The sequence below is a fragment of the Paenibacillus sp. FSL R7-0345 genome (genome assembly GCF_038595055.1).
Classification (GTDB): domain Bacteria; phylum Bacillota; class Bacilli; order Paenibacillales; family Paenibacillaceae; genus Paenibacillus_AQ.
Map to the genome: position 1 here is coordinate 828,477 of NZ_CP152002.1, position 17,323 is coordinate 845,799.

Below are 17,323 nucleotides of genomic sequence, written 5' to 3' on the forward strand. Positions count from 1 at the left end.
ATGTCCCGGCAGCTGATTCATGGGCTGTTGGATATCCTCTTTTTTTTGCGTTTGCATAAGGGAAGCTGATCATATGTTTGACAAACCGCTGAAAAAAGAATGAAACGTAACGCACTCACCGCGCTGTACTCGGGGGAACGCAGAGATTCTGGGAATTGGTGAGCTTTCCGTTTAAGTTTGGTTAAAGGTATGTAAGTTATTCTTTGTGTAAGCCAGGGAGCAATAAGCTTTTGTAAATAACAAAAAGGATTTGCAACCAATTATACAAGGAGTGTTCATTCATGAAAAATAACCAATTTATCAGCATAAAGGTCCTAACGTTTGCCGCATTGCTAAGTTTATCTGTCGTAGGGTGCTCTAATGCACAGGACAATAGCGCTGCAGTAGTTACAAGTACACAGGCAGTAGCAACGCAAGCTGCAAGCTCTACCGCGTCATCCGGCACAACGTCAACAGGAGATGCAACTGAAGGCGCTGCAACAACCGGAACAACCGGAACAACTACGGCTGCAGACACATCAGCACTATTCAGTGACCGCGATCTGGAGCAGACGGCGGATCTGACAGCTGCCACCCGGATGAATCTGGTAAGCAATCAGGATGTGACCCTGAGCGAGGAAGGTGTATATGTACTAAGCGGTGATGTGGAAAATGTAACGGTGGTGGTCGATGCAGCTGAGGAAGCAAAGGTACAAATCGTCCTTGACGGTGTCAGTATAACTAACGATGACGCACCAGCCATTTATGTAAAAGCAGCAGATAAAGTATTCGTTACCTCGACTGACAGTGACAACGATATGGAGGTAACCGGAACCTACGTGGCAGACGGGGAGACCAATCTGGATGCCGTGATTTTCTCCAGAGCCGATTTAACCCTGAACGGAACCGGCAGCCTGGATATTATATCGGCTCAAGGGAATGGCATCTCTTCCAAGGATGATCTCAAAATCACTGGAGGCGTGTATACCATAAAATCCTCAGCAGATGCATTGGAAGCGAACGATGCTATTCTGATCAACGACGGAACGGTTACGATTGAAACCGGTAAGGATGCGCTGCATAGCGAAAACGAGGAAGACACCACTCTCGGCAATATCTATATCGAAGGCGGTACTTTAAATATCACTGCAGCGGATGATGCTATCACGGCCAACAATCTTGTGCAAATCGACGGCGGTACCATTAACATTGAGACCGCTGTGGAAGGCATCGAGGGCAATAATATTATAATCAATGATGGCCAGATCACAGTGTATGCGACAGATGACGGCATCAACGCTACGCCAAAAGTGAGCGATAATGCGTCCATTGAAGTCAACGGCGGGACGATCAAAGTAACCATGGGCAGCGGAGATACGGATGCGTTTGACTCAAACGGTAACCTCTATATTAATGGTGGAACCATTGATGTTGAAGCCACTTCCGCTTTTGATGCGGATGGGACTGCTGAACTGAACGGCGGCACGGTCACAGTTAACGGTGAGCAGATTACGGAAATCACGGAATCACGCGGTGGAGGCGGTGGAGGCGGCTTCCGGGGTGGTGCTGGCGGCGGTAGAGGGACTGGGCAATGATTTAAAGAGTCTGGAGGCAAACATTTTCATTAATGAATGACAGCAAAGAAGATGGGGGCGTGAGATGTTCACGTCCTCTTTCTTGAATGAAAGGAATATGATTTTCCTAGTACAAAATTATTACATTTTTTTAAAAAAATCATCTATTATTAAAATAAATAGGATTTGGTATTCCAAATAATCTTTATTATCACGCAAGCCCACAAACACAAAAAGACAAGTTACGTTGGTTATCATCAATTAACGAATTATTACCCTAAAGGTCTGGAGGGATGCACCTTGTATTATAAAAAAAATGATTGTTTTCATACAATTCGTATCTTACCAATGTCAAAAGAAGAGTTCAACAATGCAAGTTACGAAAGCGTTCAAAATAATTTTTTTCTAGGAATCTTACAACACAGAGAATATCGTTTCAAGAGTTTAGGGATGAAAGCTGATAGTGGAACACTGGTACTCTTCCAATATGCTGGACAGATAATTGCCATAGCTATTTTAGAAGATATCGTTTTCTTTGAGCAGCCGCTCAATGATATCTACACTGGTGCTTACCAATTTGATCCGAAATCAATTGTTGTTTTTGATCCAATAACTAGGGAGGAGACTCGAAGTATTTGGTCGAACTTTAAACAATTTAGCCAGTCCAAACAAATTCTTGATCCAAAATTATTTGATCTTTTACATACACTACTGCTAAGTAAAAAAATGAAGTGCGCTATTAGCTAAATAATAAGCTGGGTAGTTCTTTTACTGTAGCATCACTCAGGACAAAGGTGTTGTTTCCAGTTTGTATAACTTTCGGTCGGAGGCTGGGCTGCCGTTTATCGTTAATGAGCCGAAACTAGGTAAGTCTGCTGAAGAAGTTATTTATTGAATTATGTTTCACACGGTGAGCTCAAGCGCCTTTTGGCTAAGTACGTCGTGATCTCATTGCGGGTTCACCATATTACGTAGCAAAGACTTTCTTCCACAGCTCACGGGATGGACATTTTAGAAAGGAAGTGTAGCTGATTATACCGTTAAATTATTATACAGAAAGTTTAAAGGTTAGAGGTATAGTTCGTATTTCTGTAGAAGTATCACCTGTCGCTACTAATAGAGTTAGAATTAATGAGGAAATTGTCTGTATAAGTGGTGAATATTATAAAGAAATTCTTGTTAGTAGAATTGATGCTGAAGACCCTTACAATCCTCATTTCAGGAAGTCAGAAACATTGATAAGCAAAGAGAAGTATGAATCTCTGAAAAGTAAATATGGTGTTATTGATACAGAAGGATATTGGAGAAAAGTTGAGCGTTATAATCAATTGAAAAAAATGATTGAACTTGCTTACAAAGAAGGCATTCCAAAATGCCCGGTTTGTGGAACAAAAACTGAAATAAAAAATAGACATTATGACGGAAGACCCTTTTGGAGTTGTAAAAGGTATCCATCGTGTATGGGATTGATTGATATTGATAAAGCAGGAAAAGTGGATACTTTAGCTCTGACTAGTGAACTGGAATGTGTATCGATTGAAATCAAAAAAATGGAAACTGGTACAGCAGATTAAAGAATCAGGAAGAAATAATACTTTAAATGCCGGAATCCTATAAAAGGGTTCGGCATTTTTTATATTTTTATAATTTTTTATATAAAAAAACCGTATTCTTCAATAGATTAGCCCAAAATAGCGCCTCATGAAGAATTTAAGGGTTTTATTATGATTGAATTGCATATATAAAATATGTTTGATCAAGAAGACTATGAGGAACGGCTTTACATGCTTGAGATGGAGATAGAACTGCTTCTGGAGGCGCAAGGTAAGTCCTATCCATATAATAATCCAAGATTGCTCTTGCATTTGTCATCGTACAAGAGCTTTTCGAGCGGTTTGAAGAAGTGCAGATTTTTTTTGGAGTAACCATCCCCGGCCAAAAAGGGTTTAATATCTTGGCTTATGATATCCGTAAATAGCTTCTGTATATAAATCCCTCCTGCTTGAAGTCTAACGTAATGCTTAAAAACGTAGAAATGTAGGTCTATATTATCAATATTATTAAACCAAAGGAAAAATATTGAAAACTGTCGAATGATTTATAGTGATAAAAGGGGGATTATTATGATACTTGTCAGAAAAAAGCGAATCCGGGCAGTTCGCAGACAGCTTGTGCACTTGCTGCAGGGTACGTTTCTCTTCATCATGCTCACCGGAATGGTAAGTACAGGAATATTCGGTGCAACCGGTACGGTTGCTGCGGCAGATACATCTGTAGAAGGAGCCGGGTATACCTCAGACCAGCAGGAAGGTCTAAACTTCCTGAATGCGGTGCGCGCCCGCGCCGGTATTCCGCCTGTGCAATTGAGTGCCTCCATTACCAGGGCAGCCATTGCGCATGCTGAATTTTACAATGCTAATCAGGCAGATCTGCCAGGCCTTAGTGCCCACTCCGAAGTTTCGGGTAAACCCGGATATACAGGAAAGTCGGCAATGGAACGGATGCTTGCGGCCGGCTGGAGCTCAGGCTCTCGGGGATATTCCTACGGTGAGGTTATGCATTTTGGCCAAAAAAGCAGTAAAGCAGCTATCCAAGGCTGGCTCGATACAGCGTATCACCGTGCCATTATCTTAGATCCCGGCTACACCGAAATTGGAATTGCCCTCGTCGGCGGGACAGCGGTATTAGATGCCGGAGGTCCCGGAATGAGCCAGCAGACCAAGGTGGGGATTACTGTGTACCCCTATAATCAGCAGACCGATGTTCCTGTCGGATTCTATGGCGGCGAAATTCCGGATCCGCTGGCCCAGTTTGCTGCCGAATACTCTGGTTACATTATATCTGCCAAAACCGATAAAGACATGACTTCGCATACGGCAGTACTCACTGATGAGACGGGAGCAGAGGTTCCTTTTTATGAGGAAGCTAGAGGTGATGATTTATATATTTTTCCTAAGTCAGTATTAAAGGGGTATCACAGGTATACCATATCGCTGAAGTATCGCATAGAAGATTCTGCGGATGATCTGGAAAAGGTATGGTCGTTTACAACTGGAAAGGGTCATGCTCTAACACAACTGCTGCCAGAGTATAAGGAAATCATGATTAATGAGGGTGGACAGTTCCAGCTTCATGTTAAAGGCGGTTATGATGACGGGACAACGGAAATGCTGCCGGGTAGTGAAGTGAAATATGCGGTTAACCAGAAGAATGGCCTGAGTGTCTCAGCAAACGGTACGATAGCGGGTGTCAAATCAGGAGATTACATGCTCACGGTATCTTCAGCGGGGGTATCTTCACCCGTAAAGGTGAAGGTGTACTCTAAATGGAAAACAAAGGCCTACCCTGCAGCTAACCCGGGCAAGCTGACAGACATTAAGGGACACAAAGCGCTGCCTGCAATTGAGTGGGCACTTCAGGCCGGCATCATGACCGAAGCCGGAAAGGGGCTTTTCAAACCTGAAGCTGCAGTAAGCGAAGCTGAATTCTGGACTATGCTGCTGAAAGCTTATAAGATCAACATCGAAGCTTACCGGCCTGCTGCAAGTAAGCATTGGGCTGACACAGCGTATCTTATTGCCAAGGAACGAAACTTTCCGCTTAGCGGATTAACCAATCCATACGCAAGGGATAGCCGGATCACCCGGTTAAAGATTGCAGAAATTATTGCTGCTGCAGACGGGCTGAATTATAAAGGCAATGATGCTGTGAAGCTGGTGCTGGGCAAGGATTATGTAAGATGTGAAACAGAGCTTTCACTCGCGGGCTATCAGGGGGAGAAGACGATTACACGTGCTGAAGCTGCCCAGATTCTTTATTATTTGCGTCCTAAGCTTAGTGAACTGCGGGGGCGGCCGGTTAGTGCAACGCCAGCATCCAGTCTGCCGGAGCTTCCTCCCAAGGAAGTGTATATTGAGCCGGTTACTCTTGAAGACCGGACCTTCTTTGCGAAATTCAACGAAGATCATTCACTCACGTTAAAGGGGAAATTCATTCAATTTGCCGGCCAAACGCTCAAGGTGAGTATGCAGACACAGGAAATGCCCCGTAAGATGCTGGAAGAGGTGACGGTAACCTTAGACAATGAAGGAAACTTTCAATTAGACTGTGGGCCCTATGAGCAAATCGGATTGAATCTGTATCTGAAAACGCCCAAAGGCAGCTTCTATCTGAATATACAATATAAGACGATGAATAAATATCTTTATTCCGCTTCATACAACAGTTAAGTTATTCCATTACCTTCCCCCGGTGTCCCCAGCTTTTCTTATAACAAGAAGAGAGCATTTGGGTAATAGTGTAGTATTGCTGAAGAAAGGGGAGTACGGTATGAAGAAAAACGCCAAAATTCTATTCTTTGTCTTTTTGTTTGCCGTTGTTAACATCATCCTGTTCGGCTGGGTTCTGCCTGTGGTGTTCCAATACTATCTCCACAATACATACATAAGAGGAATAACGCTGCTGCTGATTTTTAGTATTGTGGTGCTTGCCAAACGGTTTACGTGGAAAAATAATATTGTCTATGTTATTGCAGTATTCACACTGTTCAGTATGATGATTGATACGTCAGGAAATCCTATTTTTAATAAACCGCTGGAGTGGATCGTTTCGCCGGTCGGAGAGCTGCAGGTTATGCAGGACATCAATAACTATGCGCCTGGTGAATATGCCATTAGGGATAATATAACGATTCTGAAGCAGAATGGCGAGGTGCTTGAGCTTAGTACGGTATGGCTGTATCTGTACCGGTTCGTGCAGTATATGGTGCTGTATTCTATTGCCGGGACGCTGCTTGGTGCCATTGCCGGAAGGAGGCCGCAGCCGAAAGTGGCATTTGTTCAGACTGCAGCAGATCAGCCGCTCACAGCAGAACAGGAGCAGCGGGCCGCCGCTGAAATAAAGCGCAGAGGGGAAGCTGTTAATACACCGTATCTTCCTCCCGAGGAGATTCTGGACACGGTCCGCCAGATGAAGAAGGACGGTAAGCTCATTCAGGCGATCAAGCTCGTCCGCCAGCATAGCAATCTGTCACTGGGCGAGGCGAAGCAGTATGTGGAGCGGTTATAGGAAGTATTGAATGCTTTGAATACCTGTAGCGATAGGCTGCGGGTATTTTTTTGCCGACAGGTACTTAGAAATTTCCGGCCGCATCCTTTATACTGAATAAAGCACATTTTATCTAAGGAGCCCCGAATCCATTATGAATAAAAAAGAAGTAGCGCATATCCGCAAGCAGTTCAAGCTGGACCATGACTTGCTGAGCCTGTACGATATCCTGAACGTGTATGTGATGAAGGAAACGAACGAGATTTATCACTGGGAGCGCCTGCCGTTCGGCCTTGTAGACCGGGAGAAGCAGGAGCTGTATATGGGCAATTTCAAAAAACTGCTGACCGGCGAGCTGGACCACAAGCTGTTCGAGCTTAAGTTTCAGGATGAGGTGGAGGAGCCTGCCAAGGTTATGCTGCATCAGGGGCTGATCACAGGTGATCCGGAAGAGTGGCAGGACCTCATGCTGATGCTGGTCGACCGGATGCTGGCTGATACCAAGTATGAAAAAGATACCGTAATCACCTTCGTACGCGGACAATACCACCGGCCGACCAAAGCCAGAAATGAAGAAAGCGAAGAGAGCGAGAAGAACGAGACGTTCGCGCATCAGTTTATTCTGTGCAGCGTGAATTCCACGGAGCAGCAGCGTAAAAACCTCATGTTCGACTATGTGGAACGCGAGTTCAAGTATAACGTCATCGTTGATCCGATTGTGAAGCTTAGCTCACCGGAGCAGGGATTCTTTTATCCGAGTGTGACGGACAACTATTCCGATATTAACCGCGTGCTGTACTGTACGGGCAAATCGAATTATCCGGACCCGCAGTTCATCGAGCAGGTGCTGAATGCAGAGACTTCTGTGACAGCGATGGAAGAGAGAGCCTATTTCGAGGACATCGTGAAGGAGATTGCCGGCGAACATCTGGATACAACCACCATCGCCCAGGTATATGAGCAGATCCAGCAGGTTATCGAGGACGGCCAGGGTGAGGAAGAGCCGGCTACGCTGGATTTCAAGGATGTGGAACGCGTTCTGAAGGTAAGCGGTGTAGAGGATGTCACGGCGGAAAAGGTGGAGCGGGCCTTCGAAACGATCATCGACGACCGGAATTACGAGATGAAGGCAGCCAGCGTGATCCCGAAATTCACGACCAAATCGATCAAAATCGAAACCAAGGTAGCCACCATCTCCGTCAGCCCGCAGGATCTGCGGTATGTTAAGCAGGTTAATTACCAGGGTAAACGCTGCATCATGATTGAGGTTGATGAGGATGTGGTGATTGAAGGGTTTACGCTTAGTACGGAGATTTTGTAATACCAGACAGGAGCTTGGCATATAGGGCAGAAAAATAGACCGCTACCTTTGGTGAGGGCGGTCTATTTCTTTTTGAGGTAGTCTCATTTTTTTGACTCACCAAAGAACTTCGCCGCTGCCTTCCGGATAGCAATTTCCTCCTGCATATCAGCAATCCATTTATTCTTCATTATTCCTCACTACACCCAGCCCGTAAACTCCAGGATCGACGCCTTCGCCGACTGTGCCTCAGACTGAGCCCCCTTGCGCCACTCTTTGGGCGAGGCGCCCATCAGCCGGGAGAAGCAGCGGTTAAAGCTGGAAATGGAATGAAAGCCGACCTGCTCGGAGATGGAGAGGATCGAATCATCCGTGCTTTTTAGCTGCTTGCAGGCTTCTTCGATGCGGGTGCTGGTCAGAAAATCGAGCGGGGCCGTGCCCATGATTTCGTGGAATTTTCTGCGGAAATGGGTGGTGCTCAGGTGGCATAGCTCGGCCAGAAAATCGATGGTAATCGGCGTCATGTAATGCTTCGTGATATACTCCAGTGCCGGCGAGATCACAAAATCCCCCTTCAGGCTCTGGTCATTCTCCTGCTCAGCCAGCAGCTCATTCGCTGAATAAATCCTCAGCAGCTCAATATAGAGCGATTGCAATAAACCATAAGCACTCTCCTGATAATACGGCCGCTGCTGCTTCAATTCCTCCACGATGGAGGTGGCCAGATAATAGACCTTGGGATGCTGCTCCCTGCTCAGCACACAATTGTGGCCCTGGACCCTCCAGAGATTGGGCTCGAAGCTGGTGTAAGCGCTTTTGAAGGAATGCTGGAACAGCTCCTCCGGTGAGAAAAAAAGATAGGACCACAGGCTGGCCGAATCCTTCGAGCTGTACGTGGTATGGGGAAGGAAGCGCGGCAGAAAGGTGATATCTCCGGCTTTAAAAGGGACGGCCTCTCCTTTAATCTCCATGATCCCGCTGTCCGAATAGCAGATGCCGATTTCCAGATGGTTGTGAAAATGCAGATGCTCTGATTTGATGTCGGAAATTCTCCAGCGGTCTCCGCTCAGCAGCAGAACCGGGAACTGAATAGGCAGGCTGTAGTGGCGGTACTCGATGACGGGCTTCTTTTTTCTGGGCATGTCCGTAAGGCCCCCGTTCCAGTATGTGGATTAGTAATTAAATTACACTATGGTAGCTAGAATGATAGCATTGTGCCGGCGTTAAGAGAATGGGATAGAAATCCCAACTTTACAGAAATGAATTATAAATGATCGAAAATGCGCAGGTTTGTTATGAATATGCTTAGAATATGACCATTATACATCATACAATAGAATCTATAAAGCGTTTACAAACTGTCAGACGGCTCTCAAGCGCCATTGGGGGGCGTGTGCGAAGGAGAGGGATTTTTACATGCTGCAATTGGATTATGACAAGGAACTGATTTTAAGCGTAATTGATAAGGTTACCAAGAAGACACTGGCTATGGACTTAACCTGGGACTGGCCTTGCGGCGTTGCTTATTACGGGGTATCGAGAGCTTACAAGGTTACGGGCAACAAAGAGTACCTCGATACGCTGATCCGCTGGGCAGATGAATATATTGAGCTGGGTCTGCCGACCTGGACGGTTAACACCTGTGCGATGGGGCACATGCTGATTACGCTCTACGAAGAGACAGGCAATCAGAAATATTGGGATATTGTAATGAGCAAGGTCGATTATCTGCAAAATAACGCGCTCCGCTTCGGAGATAACGTGCTGCAGCATACTGTGTCGGCGAACAATGATTTTCCTGAGCAGGCTTGGGCGGATACGCTGTTTATGGCGGCCTTCTTCCTGCTGCGTGTCGGCAGTAAGCTGAACGACCAGACCTTGATCAACGATGCCTTGAACAATTATTACTGGCATATTAAATATCTGCAAAATCCAAGCACAGGCTTCTGGTATCACGGCTACAACAATGTGAAGCAGGATCACATGAGCGGATTCTACTGGGGCAGAGCGAATGCCTGGGGTGCCTACACGATGTCACAGGTTAAGCCGCTGCTGCATGACTGGTATCTGTATCCGCAATGCATGGATGTGGAGTGTTCGCTGCGTGATCAGCTGGCTGCACTCAAGCTTGTCCAGACCGAAAACGGCCTCTGGCGGACGGTGCTGAATGATGTGGAGTCCTATGAGGAAGTGTCTGCGTCTGCAGGGATTGCGGCAGCCATGGTCAACAACGGTAATCCGCTGCACACCAAATACGTACAGAAGGCGCTTAAGGGCATTCTCGAGAACATCAGTGAAGACGGACGTGTACTCAATGTATCCGGCGGCACTGCTGTGATGAAGGACCGTGAAGGCTACTGCAACATTCCCAAAGACTGGATTCAGGGCTGGGGCCAAGGCTTAGCGCTTGCCTTCCTGTCCGATATGATTAAATAGGAGGTAAGCAAGTTGACTAAACATACTAAGGGCTCTTTTACCCTGCCGGGCGAATCCGGTTACGAAAAGCTGACACTGGAGCTGGCTGAACGCTGGGGTGCGGATGTGATCCGTGACAGTGACGGCACCAAGCTGTCTGATGAGATTATCAATGCAGGCTACGGCATCTATTCCACAATCTGTATCATCCGTGACCATAATACCTGGGCATCGCAAAATCAGGATAAGCTGCAGCAGACCTTCCTGATCACCAATCCGAAGGTTGCCGTGCAGGATTACTTGTCCATCTATGTGATGGAGGACTTCTTTGCTGACCAGTTCAGAGTGAATGACTCCAAAGAAGCGTTCAAATACTGGCAGGTTACCGACCGGACGACGGGTGAAGAGCTGCCGCGCGAGCAGTGGAATTATGACCGTGAATCGGGAAATGTGGTGCTGACTGGAATTACGCCTTGGCATAAATACACCGTCAGCTTCATGGCTTACCGCATCTGGGAAGAGATCTCTATGTACAACCACACCACCAATAACTGGACCAAAGACCACCTGATGCAGATTGATCCGATGTACTCGGAGACTCAGGAGTATATGCTGGACTGGATGGAACAATGGTGTGTGGAGCATAAAGAAACAACTGTAGTCCGGTTCACTTCCTTATTCTATAACTTTGCATGGATCTGGGGCAGCAGTGAGCGCAACCGTCACCTGTTCTCCGACTGGGGTTCATATGATTTTACCGTGAGTGCAAGAGCGCTTGACCTGTTTGCCAAAAAATACGGCTATTCCCTGACCGCTGAGGATTTCGTTAACGGCGGAAAGTACCGTGTCAGCCACATTCCGGCCGAGCAGCGCAAGCTGGATTGGATGGAGTTCATTAATGACTTTGTCATTGGCTTCGCTAAACAGCTCATTGATATTGTGCACAGTCACGGCAAGCTGGCCTATGTCTTCTACGATGACAGCTGGGTCGGCATGGAGCCTTACAATGACCGGTTCGAGGAGTTTGGATTCGACGGCATGATCAAATGTGTATTCTCGGGTTATGAAGCGCGGATGTGCTCCGGCGTCAAAGTGGACACGCACGAAATCCGTCTGCATCCTTACCTGTTCCCGGTTGGACTGGGCGGTGCTCCTACCTTCATGGAGGGCGGAGATCCTACGCTGGATGCAAAGAAATACTGGATCAACATCCGCCGCGCCCTTTTGCGCGAGCCGATTGACCGTATTGGACTTGGTGGCTATCTGCATCTGGTTGAGCCATATCCGGACTTCTGCGACTACATCGAGAAGATTGCCGATGAATTCAGAGAGATCAAAGAGCTGCACAGCAAGGGCAAGCCTTACCAGGTGAAGACCAAGGTAGCGGTGCTGCACAGCTGGGGCAAGCTGAGATCCTGGACGCTGTCCGGCCATTTCCACGAAACCTTTATGCATGATCTGATCCATATTAATGAAGCATTGTCCGGCTCGCCGGTGGAAGTGCAGTTCATCGACTTCGAGGACATCCGTCAAGGCGTACTGAATAACGTTGATGTAGTAATCAATGCAGGTGCAGCAGGTTCTGCCTGGAGCGGCGGCAAGCACTGGAACGACAGCAAAGTGGTCGACATTCTGACCAAGTGGGTATATGAAGGCGGGACGTTCATCGGGGTGAACCAGCCTTCGGCAGTAGAAGGATATGATACGTTCTTCAGAATGGCCCATGTTCTTGGTGTGGATGAGGATACAGGTGCCAGAGTGGTGCATGGCCGGTGGGCTTTTGAAGCCAAGGATGAGCTGGGTCTGTTGCCGGAAGGAGCAAGCATTGAAGCGAAGCAGGGCGTTTATCTGACAGATGGTGCGGCTTCGGTTGTGCAGCAGTCGGGGGGCAGAATCACGCTGTCCTCGAACGCTTTTGGCAAAGGAAAAGGGATCTACCTGCCTTCCTTCGAGTTCAACCTGGAGAATACGAGACTGCTGCTCAACCTGATCCGTTATGCGGGCGGCGAGCTGAATGACAACAAGTACATCACGGATAACCTCTACACAGAGTGCGCTTACTATCCGGAGAGCAAGATTCTCGTTGTGATCAATAACAGCTCGGAGACGCAGAAGACCTCGGTGGAGACGGAGTTCGGCGTGCAGACGCTGGAGCTTGCTCCTTATGATACTGTGATTAAGACGATTGGCTAATAGATTTGTTTAGTGAAAAAAGCTCAAGTATGCGGCTGTCTGCCGGGTGCTTGGGCTTTTTGCTGTTGATAGATGTGTGAGGGGAGCAGGAGCCTCTTAAAATATGATAGGATAGGAGTACATTATTACCGCCATGGGGCTAGAAAAGAGAGTAGCATGAGAATCATTATTTCACCTGCCAAGAAGATGAAGATCGACACGGATATTTTTGCGGAGCGGCATTTGCCGCAGTTTATTAGTGAATCGGAAACACTGTTAGCTGCATTACAAAAACTGAATTATGATGAGTTAAAAAAGATCTGGAAATGCAATGACGACATCGCTGCGCAGAATGTGGAGCGGATTACCCATATGAATCTGGAGCGGAATCTGACGCCGGCGGTATTCTCCTATGAAGGACTGCAATACCAGTACATGGCACCGGGCGTGCTGCAGACGGAGGAGCTGGAATATCTGCAGGAGCACCTGCGGATTCTCTCCGGATTCTACGGAATGCTGCGGCCGTTCGACGGCGTGGTGCCTTACCGGCTGGAAATGCAGGCCAAGCTGGCCGGACCCGGCTTCAGCTCGCTGTACAAGTTCTGGAACCGGAAGCTGGCGGATCAGCTGTTTGCCGAAACGGACTGCATCGTGAACCTGGCTTCCAAGGAATACAGCAAGTGTATCTCCCCCTATCTGGGCGAGAACGTTCGTATGGTCACTTGTGTATTCGGACAAGAGGCCAATGGCAAAGTAACCGAAAAAGCCACCTTCGCCAAAATGGCCCGGGGCGAAATGGTCCGCTTCATGGCTGAGCAGAAGGTCAGCCGCGTGGAGGAGATTAAGGCGTATACAGGGCTTAATTTCGCTTACTCGGATGAGCTGTCTGATGAGGGGACTTTTGTGTTTTTGCAGGGGTAGTGAGGAGAGCGAATAACGAGTTTTAAGGAGGAGAACTTATGATGTTCAAAAAAGATCTGCTGAAGAAAGAGAATCTGCTGAAAGAACTGGATTCTGCCGGATTTTCGGGTAGGGCTCATACAATAGCCTTGCTAGGACGCAGTCACAAGGGATCGCCTGAATACTCTCAATTGCTCCATTCAATGCTTGAAGGAGGCGTTTATGAGGCGCAGCTGGCATTAATCGGGGCTGCTGCTACACAGGATGCAAATGTTATTTTGTCAGCGCTAAAGCATCCTAAGGCCAGCATCAGAAACCAGGCTTCCGGCCTCGTGGCTAAAGTAGCTGCAGATGATGATATTATGGGTGTGGTTTCTGAATTATCGCATGAATGCCGCCTTAAATTACTGCGTTCGATTTCATTCTTAAATCGTCAGGGAGCGGCGGAGCGTCTACTGCCGGTCGTCCATGCTTCGTGGGGGGCGGAGGAGGCTGCTATTCTGCTGACTGCTTGCCGTAAGGAAACAGCCGGCAAATGGCTGACGAACATCGGATATGCCGTTAACAACTGGGGCAAGCTGGCCGGCCGTCAACCGGAAGCGGTTGCGGAGTATTTCCGGTCAACGCTGGAGCAAGCCGCCCCCCGGGAAAAGAGTTTTGTCTGGGGGAGATTTTCATCCGCTGTAGAGATTCTATGCCGTTCACATGCAGAGCTGATTCTGGATTGCGCGAATAATCATGCACCTCAAGAGCGCTTGCCTTCTGCACTAAAAAAACAAATGGGCACCTTGGTCCGTCATCATCCGGTTGCAGTATACGGGCTGTTGATCCGGAGTGAGTCGCGCAGCGACTTGATAGCCTCCGGGGTCCCGGATAGTATTTTAAAGCAGAATAAGTACTTTACGATAGATCAATGGATTGAACTTGCAAGACTGCTTACCGATTACCCGTTACATATAGCCAAAATCCTGAAGAATATGGCCCCGTCCAAACGTAAAGTGATCTTTGATTCAGTTTATGAGGAAGATAAACGCGGGGAGCTTGTATTTCCGGAGGTCCTGTTATATGAGCTGCCGCATGCGTTACGTGACAAGGAAGCGGAGCGGATGCTGGGCCTGCGTAAAATTAACGAATACCGCGATAAAAAGCTGAGCGTTACTGCTGCTCTATCTATTGATAAATCAAGAAAGCTGCTCGTACAAGCAACTGCTGTATCTGGTGCAGACGAACGGGCAATGGCGCTTGTGCAGCTGATCCGTAGTACCGTTCTTTCCAGAAGAGGTATGAACGAGACGCTTCTATACGCCGGCAGAATTAGAAATGATCAGGATCCTGTACGTAATGCCGTTATGCGAGAGCTCTCCGCTAGTCCAGCGTCTATGTTTACGGATGAGGATGTACAGGCGCTTACTGTGCTGGTAGATAGTGTAATTGAGGCAAGGGATACGTCTTATGCTACCAGGGCGGCTACTCAGGCACTGGCACTCAATATTCTGAGGTTCAATTCAACCCGGTCTGAAAGTGACATCTTTACCTTCGCCTTAAGCACAATTGCCAAGCTCGTTAAACAGACGGGTCAGCTTGCGCTGCCTTTATTGGAGGAGAATTACCCTCCGGGAATAGAACAGCATATATTTGAAGAGCTGTACCCGCTGGCTGTAAAAGCATTGCAAAAAGAGGATTATAGTCTGGTAATGAATATGGCCGGCTCCTTCGGAAAGAAAGCCGGTAATATTCCCAAATTGCAGCAGCTCTTAAAAGAAGGACTAAAGGCGAAATCAGATGCTAATGTAAAATGGGCCGCGAGATTATGGCTGGTTCCGTATAAAACGCGGGATGAGCGAATTGAAAAGTTGTTAAAGCTGGATAAATCTTTTATTACATTAAATGAAGTCTTCCAGCATCTGCATCATAAACGGCAGGAATGGCTCACGCCCTTCATTTCGGGAGCGTTAATTAAAGGCAGATTTCTGTCAGGCAAAACCATCTATGCTATATCTGCTGATGATGGATTTAATAGATGGCTGCCAAGCCAGCAGCGATCCTTCGGGACTATATTAGAGCGGATTGCTACAGACTCCAGACATAGCCTGCATGAGCGTACGAGAGCTATTAAAGCAATGGGAAGAATGCCTGACCTGAATCCGGATATCCTGCTGAAGTTTTTGCAAGATGAAGAGACTATGCTCGTAGAAGCTGCTCTCCATGCATTTTCTTTTATAGAAGAACCAGAAAAGGCACTTCCGATGTTGCTTAATCATCTGGACGGGGACAGAGCCCGCGTAGCTATGTATTCGATACCCAGATGTATCCGCAGAGTTAATCCTATTATGTTGTCAGGGATATTGAGGGAGCTCCTGGGCCGGGAAAAGTTGAAAACCACAGTCAGAAAAGAAGCGATCCGTTTATTGGGCGCTTATCGGAGCGTTGACAGCATTCCGCTGCTGATGAACGAATTCAACAAACCTGACGCACACAAGGACGTTATTATTGCGATAGGGCATGCAGCAAGGCAGCTTCTGGATGACGGGCATAGCTGGACGATTCTGCACACCATGGCTTCGTCGGAAAAGAGTGATATCCCGCAAAGTCTGTTAATGCAACAGCCAGGAGCACTTCCGGAAGCCTATAGATCCCGCTATCTGGAATTAGTCTTAACGATCACAGGTCATGCTGACCCTGATACAAGCAGAATGGCTATAAATAGTATGATCCGTTGGATCAACGGGAATGAGCAGGTTATTGCGGCTGCCGCTGCGAGGATTATCCTTGATTTAAAAGACAGCTACAGGTGGGAGTCCGCAGTGCGTACGCTGACTGAAGTGTGCCGTGACGGTGAGGTTAATGAGACCGTTATTGATGTGGTTAGAGACTTGGTGAGTACTGTAATTAATGAGGACTGGAATGCCACACCTCAAAGAGATTTGCCGCACCGTCAGCGTCTGCTGAAGCTTGTGAATCAGCTGACCTCTCTGCCCAAAACCACACGTGCAGGACTGGAACCTCTGTATGGGGGGATTATCGGGTGCCTGCTAGAAGATGAGACCTTAACGCATGCCATTGTGAATCTGTATGTTGCAGCGATAGACTGGAATAATGCGGACGGAACATTGGAGTACTTGGGCAGGATAGTCAAGGTTACCTCCAATCAGCGGCGTCTATTAGATACTGCATACAGGCAGATACAGCAAAGTCTGAAGGAAAGCAAGGGACATTGGAGCCCGGAAGCGGTATTAAAATTGGCAGAGAGTATTTGGGCAAAGGGCGGTGCAGATATTCAATATCTGGGGCTTGCTGTGCTTGAAGCTGCGGGAAAAGTGCTGATGTGGAGCCAGAGTAGTGCAAGCTTATTAAAATTATACAGAAAACATACCAATGTTGAGATCCGTTCACTTGCATCGGACATTTGGACAACAGTTGAGTGAATATGTGTTTAAACAAAAGAATGACCGCCCTGAGCGGTCATTCTTAGTCTGGTTGTTAAACAGTGAGCTTAAAATTACTCGAAAGTAATAGAGTAGCTGATGGAAGGGTAAGGAGTCGTTGATCCGGGAACGCGCTCTACCACAGTGACCAGGGTACCGGGTTCATAGTAACCTGAACTGCCGCTGTAATTAATCTTGTTTACTATAGCTGTACCAAGGTCAATGGATGTATTGTTGTAACTCCAGTAGTAGTGCAGACGGAGTGTATTGGCGACGGATGTGGTAATCTTCACACTTGTACCGGACGTTTTGGCGTTAGGGAGAATGTAGGCGTAGGATTGGCCTGAGGTAAGGGTCTGAGTATAGCTGTTTCCGTAGCTTACCATAGCAGGGTTAGCCGAGGCAGTCAGGCCAAAGCTCATTGACAGGCCCACAAGCAAGACAAGTACTGCGGTAAACAATCTTCTCATAAAAATAGTTCATCCTCTCAAATGAAATATTTTGATAGTTTA

The 17,323-nt window shown here is 47.3% G+C and carries 12 protein-coding genes; 10 read left to right on the forward strand and 2 right to left on the reverse strand.

Going from position 1 to position 17,323, the window contains the following annotated elements; genetic code table 11:
- Positions 1–281: 281 nt before the first annotated feature.
- The 6 genes from NST84_RS03485 to NST84_RS03510 all read left to right on the forward strand — a co-directional run bounded on the left by NST84_RS03485 (position 282) and on the right by NST84_RS03510 (position 7,920).
- Entirely contained in the window at positions 282–1,574 is a 1,293-nt protein-coding gene (locus NST84_RS03485) for a carbohydrate-binding domain-containing protein (protein WP_342564270.1), read from the forward strand.
- Positions 1,575–1,853: 279 nt separating this feature from the next.
- The gene (locus NST84_RS03490) at positions 1,854–2,300 is read left to right on the forward strand and encodes a hypothetical protein (protein ID WP_342564271.1); all 447 of its coding nucleotides are present in this window, start codon (positions 1,854–1,856) and stop codon (positions 2,298–2,300) included.
- 488 nt (positions 2,301–2,788) lie between these two features.
- Positions 2,789–3,127, forward strand: a complete 339-nt coding sequence (locus NST84_RS03495; RefSeq protein WP_342564272.1) for a hypothetical protein — start codon at positions 2,789–2,791, stop codon at positions 3,125–3,127.
- A gap of 549 nt (positions 3,128–3,676) precedes the next feature.
- The gene (locus tag NST84_RS03500) at positions 3,677–5,782 is read left to right on the forward strand and encodes a CAP domain-containing protein (RefSeq protein ID WP_342564273.1); all 2,106 of its coding nucleotides are present in this window, start codon (positions 3,677–3,679) and stop codon (positions 5,780–5,782) included.
- A gap of 100 nt (positions 5,783–5,882) precedes the next feature.
- Positions 5,883–6,620: a hypothetical protein gene (locus NST84_RS03505; RefSeq protein ID WP_342564274.1), complete on the forward strand. Its 738-nt coding sequence runs from the start codon at positions 5,883–5,885 to the stop codon at positions 6,618–6,620.
- 133 nt (positions 6,621–6,753) lie between these two features.
- Complete coding sequence (locus NST84_RS03510; protein WP_342564275.1) at positions 6,754–7,920, forward strand: DUF4317 domain-containing protein; 1,167 nt, start codon at positions 6,754–6,756, stop codon at positions 7,918–7,920.
- Positions 7,921–8,099: 179 nt separating this feature from the next.
- Here NST84_RS03510 and NST84_RS03515 read toward each other — a convergent pair whose 3' ends face one another.
- A complete protein-coding gene (locus NST84_RS03515; RefSeq protein WP_342564276.1) occupies positions 8,100–9,041 on the reverse strand; it encodes an AraC family transcriptional regulator in 942 nt (313 codons plus the stop codon).
- Between the two features lie 274 nt (positions 9,042–9,315).
- Here NST84_RS03515 and NST84_RS03520 point away from each other — a divergent pair, with 274 nt between their 5' ends.
- The 4 genes from NST84_RS03520 (at position 9,316) to NST84_RS03535 (ending at position 16,811) form a co-directional block, all read left to right on the forward strand.
- Positions 9,316–10,335, forward strand: coding sequence for a glycoside hydrolase family 88 protein (locus tag NST84_RS03520; protein ID WP_342564277.1), 1,020 nt, complete (start codon positions 9,316–9,318; stop codon positions 10,333–10,335).
- 12 nt (positions 10,336–10,347) lie between these two features.
- Entirely contained in the window at positions 10,348–12,507 is a 2,160-nt protein-coding gene (gene gnpA, locus NST84_RS03525; RefSeq protein ID WP_342564278.1) for a 1,3-beta-galactosyl-N-acetylhexosamine phosphorylase, read from the forward strand.
- A 156-nt stretch (positions 12,508–12,663) separates the two neighbouring features.
- Complete coding sequence (gene yaaA, locus NST84_RS03530) at positions 12,664–13,407, forward strand: peroxide stress protein YaaA (protein WP_342564279.1); 744 nt, start codon at positions 12,664–12,666, stop codon at positions 13,405–13,407.
- A 38-nt stretch (positions 13,408–13,445) separates the two neighbouring features.
- The gene (locus tag NST84_RS03535) at positions 13,446–16,811 is read left to right on the forward strand and encodes a HEAT repeat domain-containing protein (protein ID WP_342564280.1); all 3,366 of its coding nucleotides are present in this window, start codon (positions 13,446–13,448) and stop codon (positions 16,809–16,811) included.
- A 74-nt stretch (positions 16,812–16,885) separates the two neighbouring features.
- Here the strand turns inward: NST84_RS03535 and NST84_RS03540 are convergent, their stop codons facing one another.
- Complete coding sequence (locus tag NST84_RS03540) at positions 16,886–17,281, reverse strand: hypothetical protein (RefSeq protein ID WP_342564281.1); 396 nt, start codon at positions 17,279–17,281, stop codon at positions 16,886–16,888.
- Between the last annotated feature and the right edge of the window lie 42 nt (positions 17,282–17,323).